At 65.8% G+C, this 15,718-nt stretch carries 12 protein-coding genes; 5 read left to right on the top strand and 7 right to left on the bottom strand.

The window, feature by feature from the left end:
* Nucleotides 1-30 precede the first annotated feature (30 nt).
* Complete coding sequence (locus CFB50_RS20405) at nucleotides 31-1,527, top strand: aminotransferase class V-fold PLP-dependent enzyme (protein ID WP_089447024.1); 1,497 nt, start codon at nucleotides 31-33, stop codon at nucleotides 1,525-1,527.
* 155 nt (nucleotides 1,528-1,682) lie between these two features.
* Here CFB50_RS20405 and CFB50_RS20400 read toward each other — a convergent pair whose 3' ends face one another.
* Nucleotides 1,683-2,783, bottom strand: coding sequence for a DJ-1/PfpI family protein (locus CFB50_RS20400; protein ID WP_089447023.1), 1,101 nt, complete (start codon nucleotides 2,781-2,783; stop codon nucleotides 1,683-1,685).
* 88 nt (nucleotides 2,784-2,871) lie between these two features.
* Here CFB50_RS20400 and CFB50_RS20395 point away from each other — a divergent pair, with 88 nt between their 5' ends.
* Nucleotides 2,872-3,882, top strand: a complete 1,011-nt coding sequence (locus CFB50_RS20395) for a GlxA family transcriptional regulator (protein ID WP_089447022.1) — start codon at nucleotides 2,872-2,874, stop codon at nucleotides 3,880-3,882.
* A 349-nt stretch (nucleotides 3,883-4,231) separates the two neighbouring features.
* On the top strand, nucleotides 4,232-5,764 hold the full coding sequence (locus CFB50_RS20390; RefSeq protein ID WP_089447021.1) for an amino acid permease: 1,533 nt from the start codon (nucleotides 4,232-4,234) through the stop codon (nucleotides 5,762-5,764).
* Between the two features lie 119 nt (nucleotides 5,765-5,883).
* On the opposite strand, the gene glyA is transcribed toward CFB50_RS20390, so the two are convergent.
* The 3 genes from glyA to CFB50_RS20375 all read right to left on the bottom strand — a co-directional run bounded on the left by glyA (nucleotide 5,884) and on the right by CFB50_RS20375 (nucleotide 9,435).
* The gene (gene glyA / locus CFB50_RS20385) at nucleotides 5,884-7,131 is read right to left on the bottom strand and encodes a serine hydroxymethyltransferase (RefSeq protein ID WP_046549531.1); all 1,248 of its coding nucleotides are present in this window, start codon (nucleotides 7,129-7,131) and stop codon (nucleotides 5,884-5,886) included.
* A gap of 243 nt (nucleotides 7,132-7,374) precedes the next feature.
* Nucleotides 7,375-8,154: an SDR family NAD(P)-dependent oxidoreductase gene (locus tag CFB50_RS20380; RefSeq protein ID WP_089447020.1), complete on the bottom strand. Its 780-nt coding sequence runs from the start codon at nucleotides 8,152-8,154 to the stop codon at nucleotides 7,375-7,377.
* Between the two features lie 33 nt (nucleotides 8,155-8,187).
* On the bottom strand, nucleotides 8,188-9,435 hold the full coding sequence (locus tag CFB50_RS20375; RefSeq protein ID WP_089447019.1) for a D-arabinono-1,4-lactone oxidase: 1,248 nt from the start codon (nucleotides 9,433-9,435) through the stop codon (nucleotides 8,188-8,190).
* Nucleotides 9,436-9,612: 177 nt separating this feature from the next.
* Here CFB50_RS20375 and CFB50_RS20370 point away from each other — a divergent pair, with 177 nt between their 5' ends.
* Entirely contained in the window at nucleotides 9,613-10,617 is a 1,005-nt protein-coding gene (locus CFB50_RS20370; RefSeq protein WP_089447018.1) for a helix-turn-helix domain-containing protein, read from the top strand.
* Between the two features lie 80 nt (nucleotides 10,618-10,697).
* Here the strand turns inward: CFB50_RS20370 and CFB50_RS20365 are convergent, their stop codons facing one another.
* A complete protein-coding gene (locus CFB50_RS20365) occupies nucleotides 10,698-11,129 on the bottom strand; it encodes a 2-oxoglutarate dehydrogenase (protein WP_069250688.1) in 432 nt (143 codons plus the stop codon).
* Between the two features lie 53 nt (nucleotides 11,130-11,182).
* Complete coding sequence (locus tag CFB50_RS20360; RefSeq protein ID WP_089447017.1) at nucleotides 11,183-13,027, bottom strand: S10 family serine carboxypeptidase-like protein; 1,845 nt, start codon at nucleotides 13,025-13,027, stop codon at nucleotides 11,183-11,185.
* Nucleotides 13,028-13,261: 234 nt separating this feature from the next.
* Here CFB50_RS20360 and CFB50_RS20350 point away from each other — a divergent pair, with 234 nt between their 5' ends.
* Nucleotides 13,262-13,492, top strand: a complete 231-nt coding sequence (locus tag CFB50_RS20350; RefSeq protein ID WP_256979163.1) for a hypothetical protein — start codon at nucleotides 13,262-13,264, stop codon at nucleotides 13,490-13,492.
* A 246-nt stretch (nucleotides 13,493-13,738) separates the two neighbouring features.
* On the opposite strand, the gene CFB50_RS20345 is transcribed toward CFB50_RS20350, so the two are convergent.
* Complete coding sequence (locus tag CFB50_RS20345; RefSeq protein ID WP_089447016.1) at nucleotides 13,739-15,553, bottom strand: ExeM/NucH family extracellular endonuclease; 1,815 nt, start codon at nucleotides 15,551-15,553, stop codon at nucleotides 13,739-13,741.
* Nucleotides 15,554-15,718 lie beyond the last annotated feature (165 nt).

Below are 15,718 nucleotides of genomic sequence, written 5' to 3'. Positions count from 1 at the left end.
CATTCCGAAAGAAACGAGCATGAGAAGGACATGAGCGACACCACCACGCTGCACTACCTCGACTACGCCGCCACGACGCCCGCCGATCCGCGTGTGATCGAAGCGATGACGGCCTGCCTCGGCTTCGACGGCATCTTCGGCAACCCCGCATCGAGCTCGCACGCCGCCGGCCGGCTGGCGAAAGACAAGGTCGAGCAGGCCCGCGCGCAAGTCGCCGCGCTGATCGGCGCGGACGCCGACGAGATCGTCTGGACCTCGGGCGCCACCGAATCGAACAACCTCGCGCTGAAGGGCTATGCGGAAAACGCGACCGGCAAGCGCCACCTGATCACGAGCCGCATCGAGCACAAGGCCATTCTCGACACGATGGCGAACCTGGCGAAGCACGGCGCGTCGGTCACGTTCCTGACGCCCACGCGCGACGGCGAGATCACCGCCGACGCGGTCGCCGCCGCCATCGGCCCCGATACGGGCCTCGTGTCGCTGATGCTCGTGAACAACGAGCTCGGCACGCTGACCGATATTGGCGCAATCTCGCGCATCGTGCATGCCGCGGGCGCGCTGCTCCACGTCGACGCCGCGCAGGCGCTCGGCAAGACGCCGATCGAGGTGCGCGCGCTCGGCATCGACATGCTGTCGATGTCCGCGCACAAGGTGTACGGCCCGAAGGGCATCGGCGCGCTGTTCGTGCGCCGCGACATCGCGGACCGGATCGCCCCGCAGATTCATGGCGGCGGGCATGAGCGCGGCTTGCGTTCGGGCACGCTCGCGACCCATCAGATCGTCGGCATGGGCGTTGCATGCGAACTGGCCGCTGAAAAGCTCGACGGCGAAGCCGCTCGAATCGCGGCGCTCGGCGCGCGCCTGACGGACGCGCTGGTCGCACTCGGCGATGTCACGCAGAACGCGGCCGCCGCGCGCCGCATCCCGCACACGCTGAGCCTGACGGTGAATGCGCCGGGCTTCTTCCCGTTCATGCTCGGCGAAGCGCTCGCGGTGTCGTCGACGTCCGCGTGCAACTCGACCAGCGGCGCACCGTCCCACGTGCTGACCGCGATCGGCCTCGATGCGGAAACGGCAGGCCGCACCGTGCGTGTGAGCTTCGGCCGCTTTACGACGGAGCAGGATGTCGACTTCGCGATCGCCTGTTTCCGCCACGCGATCGAACAGTGTCGTGCGACGGCGGCGAACGGGTTCTCCGCGTCGCGGCAGATCACGCCGGCCGACCTGAAGGCGATCCGCAATGCCGGCTTCCGCTCGGTCATCTGCAACCGGCCGGACGGCGAAGGCGACGCCCATCCGGCGTTCGACGAAATCGCCGCGGCGGCCCGCGAACTGGGCCTCGAAGCGCGCTACCTGCCGGTCGAGCGCGACGGCATCGGTGATGCGGAGATCGACGCATTCGGTGCACTGGTCGACACGCTGCAGAAGCCGGTGCTCGCGTACTGCCGCAGCGGCAATCGCTCCGGCATGCTGTGGAGTCGGCTGTCCGCCCAGCGGACGGCCGAAGCCCCGGCCTCTGTCTGATCGATCAGGAACGTCGCCCCGCCAGCGCGTGAGCGGCACACCGTTCGCGAGGAGATCGACATGAAACTGCCATGCCTCGACATCCCGCTGCCCGGCGCCGGAGAACTCCGTCACAAGCGCGGCACGCAATACCAGCATGCCGCGCAAAACGGCCGCTACTTCAGATACTCCAGCTGCAGCGCGACCCAGCCTGACGTCGCATCGCCGTAGCGTCCCGCGATGTCGCCGAGCACACCGGGCAGCACCGCTTCCCCACGCCGGTCAGCCGGCATCGTCACACGCGCGTGCCGAACGTTCGCCGGTTGCGCCAACAACCGCAGCCCGTGCCTCGACTCGATCACGCGCGCGTCTGCCGTCGCGACGACGTCACTGCGCCAGGTCCGCGCCCACGCGTCGGCGGTCAACGCAACCGGAAGCTCGTCGAACCCGGTTTCGACCGGAAGATCGAACGTCTCGTGCCGCCAAAACGCGACGCGGTTCGTCAACGCAACCGCCACCGCACGCGCCGTCAACGCGAACCGGCTTCCGTCGTGAACGTCGCTCCATGCGTGCGCGCCGACGCGCCGCGCCGTCTCGCGCGCCGCTGCCGGCCCGGCCAGCGCATTCAACAACGCCAGCGAAGCGGGAATCGACGCCGACACGCCGGTCGTCGTCATGACGTTGCCGTCCATCACATAGCGCCGATCGTCGACCCACGTCGTATCGGCAAAGCGGCGACGCAGGCCGTCGCGCGAATACCAGTGGGACGTCGCCGTGCGATGCCGCAGCAGGCCGGCGTTCGCGAGGACTTCCGCGCCTTCGCAGATCGCCACCATCGTCGCGCCGGCGGCGGCCTGCTTGCGCAACCATGCCAGTACGGCCGGGCTGTCCGCGCGATGCAGCGCGGGCACGATCACCACGTCGGCCCCCGCAGGCGTCGCGGCATCGAACCGGTCGAACGTCGTATCGGCCAGCATGCGCAGCGCGGGCATCAGTTCGACCTCGCCTTCTTCGGCCGATACGGCGGCGACGTCGACCGCCCCGGACGTCTTCAGCATCGCGTACGGCACGATGAAATCGGTCGTCTCCGTTCCGGCGTTGTCCGCGACGATCGCCACGAGCGGCCGCGTGCGGCCCGCCTTCGGCGCGCCGATCGTCAGCACTTGTGCGACCGGCCGTGCATCCTCCGCCTTCACCGGCACATGCCACCCCGCTGCACACGCGCCCAGCATCGCGCACACGAGCAGCACCGCCCCGCCTGTCTTCCGTCCCCGCATCGTTCACCCGCATCCGTCGATTGCATGTCCGGAAAATTACAAGGATCATGCTCGCGGTCACAAGGACAACTCCACCGCACTTTCCGCCATGTCCCAGTCAACATGTTCGGCACGCGACATCGTCGTCGTCGGCTTCGAAGGCGTCCAGTCGCTCGACATCACGGGCCCGATGGAAGTGTTCGCGGTCGCGAACCGTCACCGTCCCGACCATGCCGTGCCGTACCGGCTCACGCTCGCGTCGCAACACGGCGGCGACATCGTCACGCACGCGGGCCTGCGCCTCGCCGGCACGGCCGCGCTCGCGGCGCTGCCCGAGCGAATCGACACGATCATCGTCGCCGGCGGCGATGAAGCGGCGCTGCGCCACGCCGCGTCGGAAGCCGGCGTGCTGCCGTGGCTGCGCACGCGGATTGCTGGCACGCGGCGCATTGCGAGCATCTGCACGGGCGCGTTCGTGCTGGCGGCGGGCGGATGGCTGGACGGCCGGCGCGCGACCACGCACTGGAACCAGTGCGCGATGCTGCAGGCGCTCCGTCCCGACGCGCGGATCGAGCCGGACGCAATCTACGTCAGCGATCCGCCGTTCCATACGTCGGCCGGCGTAACGGCCGGCATCGATCTGTGTCTTGCACTCGTCGAGGCAGATTGCGGCGCGCCGACCGCGCTCGCGGTCGCACGCGAACTCGTGCTGTTCATGCACCGGCCCGGCGGACAGGCGCAGTTCAGCGTCGGGCTCGGCTCGCTGGCCAACGCGACGCCGCGCATGCGCGCCCTGCTCGCCGACATCGCCGACGATCCGGCCGGCGATCTCGGCGTCGCCGCGCTGGCCGCACGGATGCACATGAGCGAGCGCACGTTTGCGCGCCACTTCCTCAAGGAAACCGGGCGATCGCCGGCGCAATTCGTCCTGGCAGCACGGGTCGAGCGCGCGAAGGCGCTGCTCGAGCGGGCCGACTGGCCGCTCGAACGCATCGCCGAGCGGTCGGGATTCGGCAGCGTCGACGCGCTGCAGCGCGCGTTCGCGAAGCAGGTCGGCGTGTCGCCGCGCGACTATCGCGCGCGCTTCGGACCCCGACACAACGAGCCGCAAACGGAATAGGCCATCGCCGGCTCCGGCGTGCATCCGGGGCCGCTTGCGTGGCGGCGCCCCGGCGACCCGGCGATCGCCCGTCGCCACCGGCCGCGCGTCCGTCACGCTCCCGGTCCTCCCGGCGGCGAAACGGGCCGACAAGCCCTGTTCCGGTGCATCCCTCCGGATTTTCACTACATTGCCGAAATCTGATAGAGCCGGGAAATTTGATTTCATACCGTTCACGCATCGGACTGGAAAGCGATGGCCGCTCGACACGGCATCGCGAGCCGCCGACGAATCCCAGGAGCGGGCCAGGTTCCTTGGCCCGGGCGGCGATGACGGTCCTGCCACGCAGGACATTCGTGACGGAGCGACCATGGATGCAAAACTCCAGCCTGATTCAGGCACCGACAGTGACGTAAGCCTGCTGCACAAGATGGGCTATGCGCAGGAACTGTCGAGACGTATGAGCGGTTTCTCGAACTTCGCGGTTTCGTTTTCGGTGATCTGCATCCTGTCGGGCGGCATTACCGCGTTCCAGCTCGCGTTTTCCGCGACCGGCGGCGCGTCGATCGGCCTCGGCTGGCCGTTGGGCTCGCTGTTCGCGCTGATCGTCGCGGTGTCGATGTCGCAGATCGCGTCCGCGTTTCCGACGGCCGGCGGCCTCTATCACTGGGGCGCGATCCTCGGCGGGAAGAAATGGGGGTGGATGACCGCGTGGCTCAACCTGATCGGCCTGATCTTCGTGATCGCCGCGATCAACTTCGGCACCTACGATCCGTTCTTCAAGACGCTGATCGCGCCGATGTTCGGCGTCAGCCCGGACAGCCTGACCTGGTGGCATCAAACTGCGTTCATCGCGTTCATCACGATCTCGCAGGCAATCCTGAATGCACGCGGCATCAGGATCGCGAGCAAGATCACCGACCTATCGGGCTACCTCATCTTCGTGGTGACGATCGCGCTCGTGGTGTCGCTGCTCGTCTACTCGCCGGTCGCGTTCGACGCGCATCGGCTGGTGACGTTCACCAATTTCACCGGCGTCGATGGCGGGGCATGGCCGAAGCAGGCCACGCCGCTCGCGTTCCTGTCCGGCCTGCTGCTCGTGACCTACACGATCACCGGCTTCGACGCTTCCGCGCACACGTCGGAAGAGACGCACGATGCGGCCAGGAACGTGCCGCGCGGCATCATCGGGTCGGTGTTCTGGTCCGCGGTGTTCGGCTACGTGATGGTGTGCGCATTCGTGCTGGTGATGCCCGACCTGACCGCCAGCATGAAGCAGGGCACCGGCTTTTTCGAGGCGATTCTCGCGCCGATTCCGAAGACGCTGCGCGTGAGCCTCGAACTCGCGATGTTCTTCATCAACTACGTGTGCGGGCTCGCCGCGATCATGTCGACGTCGCGGATGGTGTATGCATTCGCACGCGACGGCGGGCTGCCGGCGTCGAAGCTGCTGCGCAGCGTGAACCCGACGCACCGGACGCCCGGCCCCGCGATCTGGACGTGTGCGGTGCTCGCGATCGTCGTCACGCTGTACGGCGACGCGTTCTCGGTGCTGAGCGCCGGCAGCGCGGTGTTCCTGTTCATCTCGTATGCGATGCCGATCGGCTCCGGGATGCTGGCCGAAGGCCGCTCGTGGACCGATAAAGGCCCGTTTCAACTGGGAATCTGGTCGAAGCCGTGCGCGCTGCTCGCGCTGGTCGGCGCCTGCGTGCTCGCGTATGTCGGCATCCAGCCGCCGAACGAGAAGGTGCTGTACGTACTCGTCGGTTTCGTGGTGGCGCTGATGGTAATCTGGTATGGCTTCGGCGTACGAAACACGTTCGCGGGGCCGCCGGTGCTGAAGGACACGCGCAATCTCGACCGCATCCGCGAACTCGAGGCGAACGTCGATCCGTCTGTCTGAAGCGTTCGAAGCAGGTTAAAAAAAACCGACTCGCTGGCGCAATGCCGCGAGTCGGTTTTTTCATGTCCACGCGCAACGACGAGATTCAACCGCCTTCCAGCGGTTGAATCTTGCCGGCGTCAGCCGTAGACGGGGAAACGCTTCGTCAGCTCGGCAACCTGCCCGCGCACGCGCTCGAGCGTGGCCGCATCTTCCGGCGCTTCCAGCACATCGGCGATCAGGTTGCCGACGATCTCGGCCTCCTTCACGCCGAAACCGCGCGTCGTCATCGCCGGGGAGCCGAGACGAATGCCGCTCGTCACGAACGGCTTTTCCGGATCGTTCGGGATCGCGTTCTTGTTCACCGTGATGTGCGCCGCGCCCAGTGCCGCTTCCGCTGCCTTGCCCGTGATGTTCTTTGCACGCAGGTCCACCAGCATCACGTGGCTTTCCGTGCGGCCCGACACGATCCGCAGCCCACGCTTCACCAGCGTTTCTGCCAGCACGCGGGCGTTCTCGACCACCTTCTCCTGGTACGCCTTGAACTCCGGCGACAGCGCTTCCTTGAACGCCACCGCCTTGCCCGCGATCACGTGCATCAGCGGGCCGCCCTGGATGCCCGGGAAGATCGCCGAGTTGATCGGCTTCTCGTACTCGGCCTTCATCAGGATCACGCCGCCGCGCGGGCCGCGCAGGCTCTTGTGCGTCGTCGTCGTCACGAAGTCCGCGTGCGGCACCGGGTTCGGGTACACGCCTGCCGCGATCAGGCCAGCGTAGTGGGCCATGTCGACCATCAGGTACGCACCGACCGACTTCGCGATCTTCGCCAGACGCTCGAAATCGATCTTCAGCGAGAATGCCGATGCGCCCGCGACGATCAGCTTCGGCTTGTGTTCCTGCGCGAGCTTCTCGGCCGCTTCGTAGTCGATGTCTTCGTTCTCGTTCAGGCCGTAGCTCACCACGTTGAACCACTTGCCCGACATGTTCACGGGCGAGCCGTGCGTCAGGTGGCCGCCATGCGCGAGGCTCATGCCCATGATCGTGTCGCCCGGCTTGAGCATCGCGAAGAACACGCCCTGGTTCGCCTGCGAACCCGAGTTCGGCTGCACGTTCGCGGCTTCCGCGCCGAACAGTTGCTTCACGCGGTCGATCGCCAGCTGCTCGACCACATCCACGTATTCGCAGCCGCCGTAGTAGCGCTTGCCCGGATAGCCTTCGGCGTACTTGTTCGTGAGTTGCGAACCCTGTGCGGCCATCACCGCCGGGCTCGTGTAGTTTTCCGACGCGATCAGCTCGATGTGATCTTCCTGGCGGCGGTTTTCCTGCTCGATCGCGGCAAAAAGTTCCGGATCGACGTTGGCAACGGTGCTGGTGGTGCGATTGAACATGATGATTGACCAGTTGGGAGTGAATGACTGACCGCGGCTTGCCGGCTGCATGGTGTTTCGGCCTTCGCATTCCATCAGACGCGCCTCCGTTCAGCTAGAAGGATTCCGACATTCCGCTAGGACACACCGCGCGCCAGGCGCGCAAAAAAAATCGAAGGGTCGCATCGCTGCAACACCTTCGACGGAACGTGCCGGCCGGGCAGGCTCGGCGCCTGCCCTTCCGCTTCTTGCGAAAACCGGTAATCAGACGGCGGAGAAACAGTTGTCGACGAACAGGTGCGTGCCGTTGACGAAACTCGACTCGTCGGACGCGAGGAACAGCGCGGCGGCCGCGACTTCCGACGGCTCGCACAGGCGGCCTTGCTGGACCGCGATCGCCGCCTCGGTCGCGTCGACGCCCATCGCCTGCAGGTCCTTCAGTTCGCGCATCCCGTGCGGCGTGCGGATGAACCCCGGCGCGAGCGCGTTGCATCGAATGCCGCGATCGCGATACTCGACCGCTATCGCCCGCGCGAACATGTGGCACGCGCCCTTGGTCGCGTCATACAGCACCTCGCCCGGCGTCGCGCACACCGCGGAAATCGACGACGTGCAGACGATGCTGCCCCGCCCCTTCTCCAGCATCTGCGGCAGCACCGCCTTCGTCATCAGGAACATGCTCTTCACGTTCACGCCCATCAGCCAGTCCCACTCCGACTCCTCGATGTCGAGGAACGGTTTGACGATCAGCGTGCCGGCGTGATTGAACAGGATGTCCGCGTTGCCGTACTGCTCCCGTGCGGCGCTCACGGCCTGCTGGACTTCGGCCTGTTTCGACACGTCGGCGCCGAGGCCGATCGCCTGCAGGCCCGCGTCGCGCAGCCGTGACGCAAGCGTTTCGGCGGCGTCGCCGTCGCGGTCGATGATCGCGACCTTCGCGCCCTGGGCGGCGAACAGTTCGGACGCCGCGCCGCCGCAGCCGCCGGCACCGCCGCTCACGATCGCGACCTTGCCGGTCAGGCGGCCGTCAATCTTGACATTCATGTTTCCTTCTCCAGTCTGGTTCGTTCGGTCTGCTCAACTGAACAGCGTCCGCAGGTGATCGTTGAGGAAGTAGCCTTCGGGGTCCACGCTGCGGCGCAGCGCGCGGAACGCTTCGGCCTTGGGGAACCAGCGATCGACGTCCTCGCGGTTCGTGAAATGCAGCTTGCCCCAGTGCGGCCGCGAGCCGTAGTCGCGCAGGATCGTGTCGACGTCCTTCAGGAACGGCCAGTAGTCGACGCCGTTCGGGCCGCCCGAGCATGAAATGGTGACGCTGTCCTGGTGATTGAACGGGCTGATCCACGCCGGATCGCCCTTCGTGAAGCGGTACTCGACCGGGAAAATGCAGTCGCGGTGTTTCGTGAGGATCAGCTCGCGCACCCGGCGCAGCGCTTCCTTGCCGTGTTGCGCGGGCACCGCGTACTCGAGTTCGTGGAAGTTCGGCACGTAGTGGATCGCGTACACCTCGGAGCTGTAGGCGATCTTCTCGTGCTCGCCTTCATGGAACGTGCGCGCGTCGGTGACATCCATCACCTTGATCTCGCACACGTCGTAGTCCTTCTTCGAGTTCGACACCTTCGTCGTGTCGGGCAGGCAGTAGAGATCGCGGCTGGCCGACGCCGGGCACCAGAAGAAGCCGAAATGCCGGTGCTTCGCGGCCAGGTCGTCGTACTGCTCCATCAGCGCGTCGAAGTCCTCGCGCCACACGCGGTCGTGCAGCCAGAACGCATCGGTCACCTGCAGCGTGATCTCCGACACCACGCCGAACATCCCGATGTTCACCTGCGTCGCATGCAGCAGGTCGAGGTCCTGCCGGTCGCTTACCTTCATGATCGAGCCGTCCGGGCGCACGATGCGCATCCCGACGACCTGCGACGACAGGTTGCCCAGCGTCGTACCCGTGCCGTGCGTGCCGGTGGCCAGCGCGCCGGCAATCGCCTGCGAATCGATGTCGCCCTGGTTGACGAGCGACAGGCCGAGTTCCTTCAGGCGGCGCGTCACCGCATTGATTTTGGTGCCGGCCTTCACGGTCACGCGCTTGCGCGCTTCGTCGACATCCACGATGCCCTGGTAGTCCTGCAGCGACAGCAGCAGGCCGCTGGTGGCGACGACGGGCGTGAACGAGTGCCCCGACCCCGCGCACCGCACGTGCTTGCCTTGCCGCGTCGCGGCATGCACCAGTGCCGCGATCTCGGACTCGCTGGTCGGCGACGCCAGGTGTGCGGCCACGCACGACTGATTGCCGACCCAGTTTCTCCAGAATCCGCCACGGGGAAGTTCCATCACCGTCTCTCCAGCGTCGTATTGGTGCCAAAGATAGGGTGCCGAAAGGTTTTCGACTATCGGATTTCGGCAAGTCAGGGTTTTGGCGAGGCGACACCGGGCCGGCGCTTTTTGACCGGCGCGGCGAGCGGCTACAATGAATCGATCCGGCCCGCCCGTTCCCGCCCTCCGCCCTCGATGACGCCGTCTGCCCACCCGAGCGATTTCTCCGGCGACCCGCTGTTCGCGCGAACGGTCGCGTTCTGCGCGTTCACAGACGTGGAGGAACAGGCGCGCGCGTTCGACGGCTGGAACATGAACTACACGCAGATCTCCGGCGGGCGGTTTCACGGCTCGTCGTCGATCATGTCGCTGGGCGGCATCAAGCTGCTGGTCGAGGATCTCGACAAGGTCATCCTGCAGCAAGGCGCGGTGCCGATGGAGCGGATCGCCGTGGCCGTGCCGCTGGAACTGGAAGGCCACGCGCGCCTGTGCGGCGAGAAGAGCGGGCGCGACAGCCTGCATGTGTTCTCGAGCCAGCCGGCATTCGAGTTCTATTCGCCCGACCGCCATCTGCTCGTGAACGTCGAAATCGAGCCGGAGAAACTGTCGACGCAGGCGCTGCGCACGGTGGCCACGTCGCTGCGCGCCCAAACCCACGCGCCGGTGATCCCGATGGCGACTGGTGTGGCAGACCATCTGCGCGACCTGCTGCGCCAGACACTGGCCGCCGCCGTCAACACCACGCGCATCGACGACGTGACGACGCAGGACAGGATCGAGCTGCTCGAACGCACCGTGCTGTATGCGATCTCGGAAGTGATGACGGCCGCCACGCCGGACGCCGGCGCGCAGATCGTGCGCCCGACGAAGTACTGGTCGCTGGTCAACGCGGTGCGGGAGCGGCTTCAGGATGCATCGACCTGCCCGCTGTCGATCGCCGAGCTGTGCGTGGCGCTCGGCGTCAGCCGGCGCACCGCGCAATACGCGTTCCAGGACACGTTGAACCTGAACCCGATCGCTTACTTGCGCGCCGTACGGCTGAATCACGTGCGCCGCGAGCTTCGGCTCGGCGACTCCGTGACGTCCGCCGCCACCAAATGGGGCTTCTGGCACCTGAGCAGTTTTGCGCAGGACTATCGCGCGATGTTCGGCGAACTGCCGTCGGCCACCGCGAAGCGCTACGCGCGCCAGGCCCTCTAGCGCCTGTCGTTCACGCTGTCGTTCACCTTCCGGCGGCCGGTGCGAAGGCGTCCGCACCGGCCGCCGCCCTGCCTGCTACGTCACTCGTCCTGCTGTTCCTGCTGCGCCTGCACCTGCCGCTGCTGGATGAACTGCCGCACATCGCTCATCGTCACACGGCCGGTGTGCTTCGCATCGATCTCGTCGAAGTGCTTCGACACGAAGCCGAGACCGCTGCTCTGCGCCTGCGCCTTCGTCACGGCCGCGCCGTTGCTCAGCACCGTATTGGCGCCGAGGCGCGCATCGACACGCTGCTGCGCCTGCTGCTGCAGTGTCGCGCCGGTCGATGGCAACACCGGCGCCGCTTTCGTGGCAGGAAAGAACGGACCGTCGACACCGCGCCCGCCGTGCGGCAGCTTCACCGGCGCCACCGCCTGCGGCGGCAACGCGTAGGCACTGCTCATCACGGCACCGAGGACGATCAACGGAGACATACGCCGCATCAATTTGATTAGGGACATGATCACTCGCATTCAATGGATGAATAGAGGGTTCCTTTGACAAGGAGTCCGTCGCTCAGGGTCGCTCACGGGGCCGCTGCCAGCGTCGTCCCGGCGGTTGCGCCCGGGACGCTGCCGGTCGGTACGCTCGGCGGGTTTTCGTCCGGCCACGGCGGCGGCAGCATGTGCAGCGTGAGCGCCGTCGGAATCCGCGCACCCTTGTAGAACGTCTTCAGGTCCCGCTTCATCTGCGGACGGGCGACGTCGTCCAGGTAGGTCATGTGGCCGCCCTGGAAGAAGTTCACCTGCAGCTTCGGATTCAGGCCCTTCACCGTCTGCAGCCGCGCGAGTTGCTTCTCGGTATTGAAGAACGGCGTCGCGAGATCGTGGAAGCCGTTCTCCGCGAGCACGCGAAGCTTCGGGTTGAGCTGCAGCGCACCGAGCAGATCGGGGATCGTGTCGGGCATCGGCTGGCCGTCGTGCGTGAAGTCCCAGACGCCGATGATGTTGTCGTTCAGCGGCAGGTACGTCGCGTTCGGTGCGGTGTAGCCGAGGTAATCCGGCATCTGCGTCGCGAGCGCGTTCGTGAACGGCTGCGAAATCAGGATGTCGGACGGGTCGCCGTCGTTCTGCAGGCGCGGATCGGAATTCGGCAACGACACGCGTCCGTCATACCGGCCGATCGTCGTCCCGGGCAGCAGGCTCGTGCCGAACGGATTCGCGTTGAAGTAGCCGCGCAGCGCCTGTTGCGTGAGGCTCGACGGGATCGACCACAGCTTGAGCGTCGCATCGCTCGGGAACACCGGCGTGCCGAGCGCATCCGGAATGCCGAGCTGGCTCAACACCCACGACTGCGAGTACTTCTGCAGCTGGTTGTAGATCAGCGTCGTGAACAGTTCCGTCTGCAGTGCGTACAGATCGGGGTTCACCGGTGCCGGCGACACCTGGTTGAAGTACGCCGCGACCGCCGCATAGCCCGGCAGGTAGCCGGCCACGGTATCGGTTTCGAGCAGCAGCCCCTCCGTCGACTGCGTGATCGCGACGGCTTCCACCGCATCCGCGAAGTAGTTCAGGATCGCCGACTGCAGCACGATGCCCGTCAGGTGCACGCCGGCCGATTCGAGCGCCAGCGCGAGCATGTCGGTACGCGGCGTGCCATACGACTCGCCGTACAGGTAGATCGGCGACGTGCCGCGGCTGTTGACGTTCAGGTAGCGCTGGATGAAGTCGCGCATGATGTTCACGTCCGCGTCGGAACCCCAGTACTTCTGGTTGGTGTTCGGCAACACGGCTTCCGACAGCCCGGTGCCGGGCGGGTCGATGAACACGAGGTCGGTGGTGTCGATCAGGCTTTCGGCGTTGTCGACGAGCGGATAGTTCGGCCAGTTGCTGCCGAACAGCGGATCGGGCGTGGCCACGCGGGTCGGCGCGAACGAGCCGAGCCGCAGCCAGATCGACGACGAGCCGGGGCCGCCGTTATAGACGAACGTGACGGGGCGCGGCTTGCCGTTCGTGCTCGGCGCGGTGTACGCGACATACGACATCGACGCTTCCGCGTTGCCGTTCGCGTCCTGCGCGGTCAGGTGGCCGGTGGTCGTCGTGTAGTTGACGGTCGTGCCGCCGTTTTTCCACTGGTAACGCATGACGGCGGCTTTCTCGGACACCTGCCCGGGGGCCAGGCCATCGGTTGCATTCATCGAATACGCAACCGGGTCGACGTACGGCTGGTTGGCCGGCGTCTGGCCGGCCGCTTGTTGTGCGCTGGCCTGCTGGCTGGCGGTGGCCTGCGCGAGGCTCGACGCACCGACGGACGACGAATCGTCGCCGCCGCATGCCGCGAGCGCCAGTGTCATGACGGTCAATGCACCTAGCCCGGTCAACCGGCCGTGACGGCCACGGCGGCTGCCGGTACAGCTCCTGTCTGGTTTCATCTCTGTCCTTTGATTCGGATACCGCTTCACAAAGGCCGCCAACGCCTGCGAAACGCGCAGGCCGACCCGCCACTCGCGTTGCACGGTCGGCAGTCGGCGGTTGGGGATTGGACTTCTAAGAGACTGAACTTGATACAGACACAGCAAACTGCTGGCGAGAATGGTGCTCGGACGCCCCCTGCAGTTTGGACAACTTTTATATGACCCAAATTTACGACAACACAAAAATAGGCGGTGCTGCGCCGCGTTGTCAAAGATCATTCGGATATTAAAAATCCCGCAATGATGCTAACGGCGGACAGTGTCTGGCAATTGAAAGAAAGCGCGATTATTCGTGCATTGCGTGCGCTATCGACAATAATTCGTAGAATCCGCCGCCTTTGTCGCACAACCGGCAATCCTTTGCCGGTGTTGATGCTGCGCCTCGAAAGCCTTCAGATCACCGGAATTATTCTTTCATTTTAATTATCCGGGATCGATTAATTCAGCATGACGGCACGCAAGAACCGCCACTCAATGATTCAAGTCGCTTCAACCATTCTTCAATCGATGCGCTTATCCGCACCACGTCATCCATAAAATACCGATTTCTCCAATTCTCAAAAAATCAGCGGAATTATTTACCCTTTCTCCTGCCGGCCCTTCCGGTCGGGATGAAGCGCGACATGCAGCCTCGCCGCACGCCGCGCTTCTTCCGCATTCAATCCGCCATTACTTCCCGCCGCCCGGCAGCGCGATATCGATCAGCACCGGATCGTGATCCGACGAGCGATACGCATCCGGTGCGTAGAACGTCTTCTGCTGCTCGGCCGACTTGTACGCGAGCGTGTACTGCAGCGCGAGCGGCTCGTCCGCGTTGATGTGCCATTCGTGCACGGCCTTCACGTGCGATGCGAGCGGCAGCGTCGCGAGCGCGTGATCGAGATAGCCGGCTTCGCCGTTGTACACGTAGCTGTACGCATTCGCGCCGATCCAGCGCGCGACGAGGTTGCGGTAGCCGCGCGATTCGAGCGTGCGGATCGGGTCTTCGTACGTGTAGCTGTTGAAGTCGCCGATCAGCAGCACGCCCTGGCCTGCGACACCCGTCGGGTTGCCGGCAAGCCAGTCGGCCACCTTCGCCGCCGCGCGCGTGCGCGTCGGGTTCCAGCAGCCCTGGCCGTCACCCTGGTCGAGATCGTCGTTCGCGGCGTCCGGGCAGTTCTTCGACTTCAGGTGGTTCACGGCGACCGTCAGCGACTGCTTGTTGCCGTTGATCAGCCGGAACGACTGCGCGAGCGGCTGGCGGTTCTTGTCGTCGATCGCGAGCGTCGCCGCGCGGCCGACCGGTTCGACCTTGCGGCTGTCGTAGATCATCGCGACCGTGATCGCATCGCCGCCGAGGCGCGACACGCCCGGATCGACGACGCGCCACTGGTTGCCGAGCTTCGCCGCGAGCTGGCGCACGGCGCTCAGTTCGCCGTAGCCGTTGTTCTGGATTTCCATCAGGCCGATCACGTCGGCGTCGATCGCCTTCAGCGCGCTGACGATCTTCGCTTCCTGGCGCTGGAATTCCTGGAAGTTCTTCGCGCCGCGGTTGTTCGGATCGTCGAAGCCGCCGCCGAGACCGTTGCCGTTGAAGTAGTTCAGGACGTTGAACGACGCCACGCGCAGGTTCGATTTCGGATCACGCGCCGGGGCATTGGTGCGCGGGTTCGGCCGCGCGTCGAATGCCGGCACGGCGGCGCCCGGCAGCGGCTGCACGCGCCATGCGCCGTAGCGCACTTCGAGTACGCCTTCGACGTCGCGCACCGTGTAGCCCGCGCGCAGCGTGTTCGCGGCCGACAGGCCCGGCGCCGGATACGGCACGGTCGCGGGGTTCTGCTTGTTCGAGCCGTCGTCGAGGATCAGGCGGTTGCGTGCGTTCGCATCGATCTGCGTCTGCGCTTGCGCGGGCGGCACGACGCTCGTCGGCGTGCGCAGGCGGCCGTTGCTGAGCATCACGCTGCCGTAGCGGCCAAGCTCGTAGTTGTCGGTGACGTTCAGCGTCTGCGGCAAGCGCACCAGCATCCCTTCATACGCGGCAAACGCGTTCGGGCTGTCGACCGGCAGCGTGAGCGTCGCGGGCGTGACCGTCTGGCCATTCGCGCACACCGCGATCGCACCCGACTGCGTGAGCTGCGTCTGGCCGTACTTCTCCTCGACCTTGCCCGTCACGTGCACGAGGTCGCCCGCTTTCGCCCGCACCTTCGGCGCGTAGACGAACAGGCCTTCGGACACGCCCGGCTGGTTGCGGCGCTGCGCGTCGGCCTGCTGGACGAAGAAGCCGCCGAAGCCGTCCGTGCCGCCGAAATCGGCGGTGACGACCGCTTCGATCGACACGTTCTGGCCGGCGAGCGGCGACGGCGCGCCCGGACCCTGGATATCGGCGATCGGCGTCGTGCTGCCGCCGCAGTTCGGGCTGACGGGCGCGGCAGCGGCGGCGAAAACCGGCGCGGCGAGCGTCGGAAGCAGCAATAGCGGGGTAATGAGACGGATTGTCGAGCGCATGACGGGGAATCCCGGTTGTGAGGGTGGCGAAAGCTTAGCGGCGCTCAATGACAGTTTTTGGTAATTGAAAGACAGGCGGATGTAATTGTCGTTATCACGCCGCGATCGCCGTCGAGCGTGCGTTTACGCCTGGAAAAGCGGGGAAATCGTCTGATGAAAATCCGC

Origin of the sequence: Burkholderia sp. AU33423 (genome assembly GCF_002223135.1) — a bacterium.
Taxonomy (GTDB): Bacteria; Pseudomonadota; Gammaproteobacteria; order Burkholderiales; family Burkholderiaceae; genus Burkholderia; species Burkholderia lata_D.
Note: the sequence above shows the minus strand (reverse complement) of the source record. Positions and strands in the feature narration are given on the sequence as shown.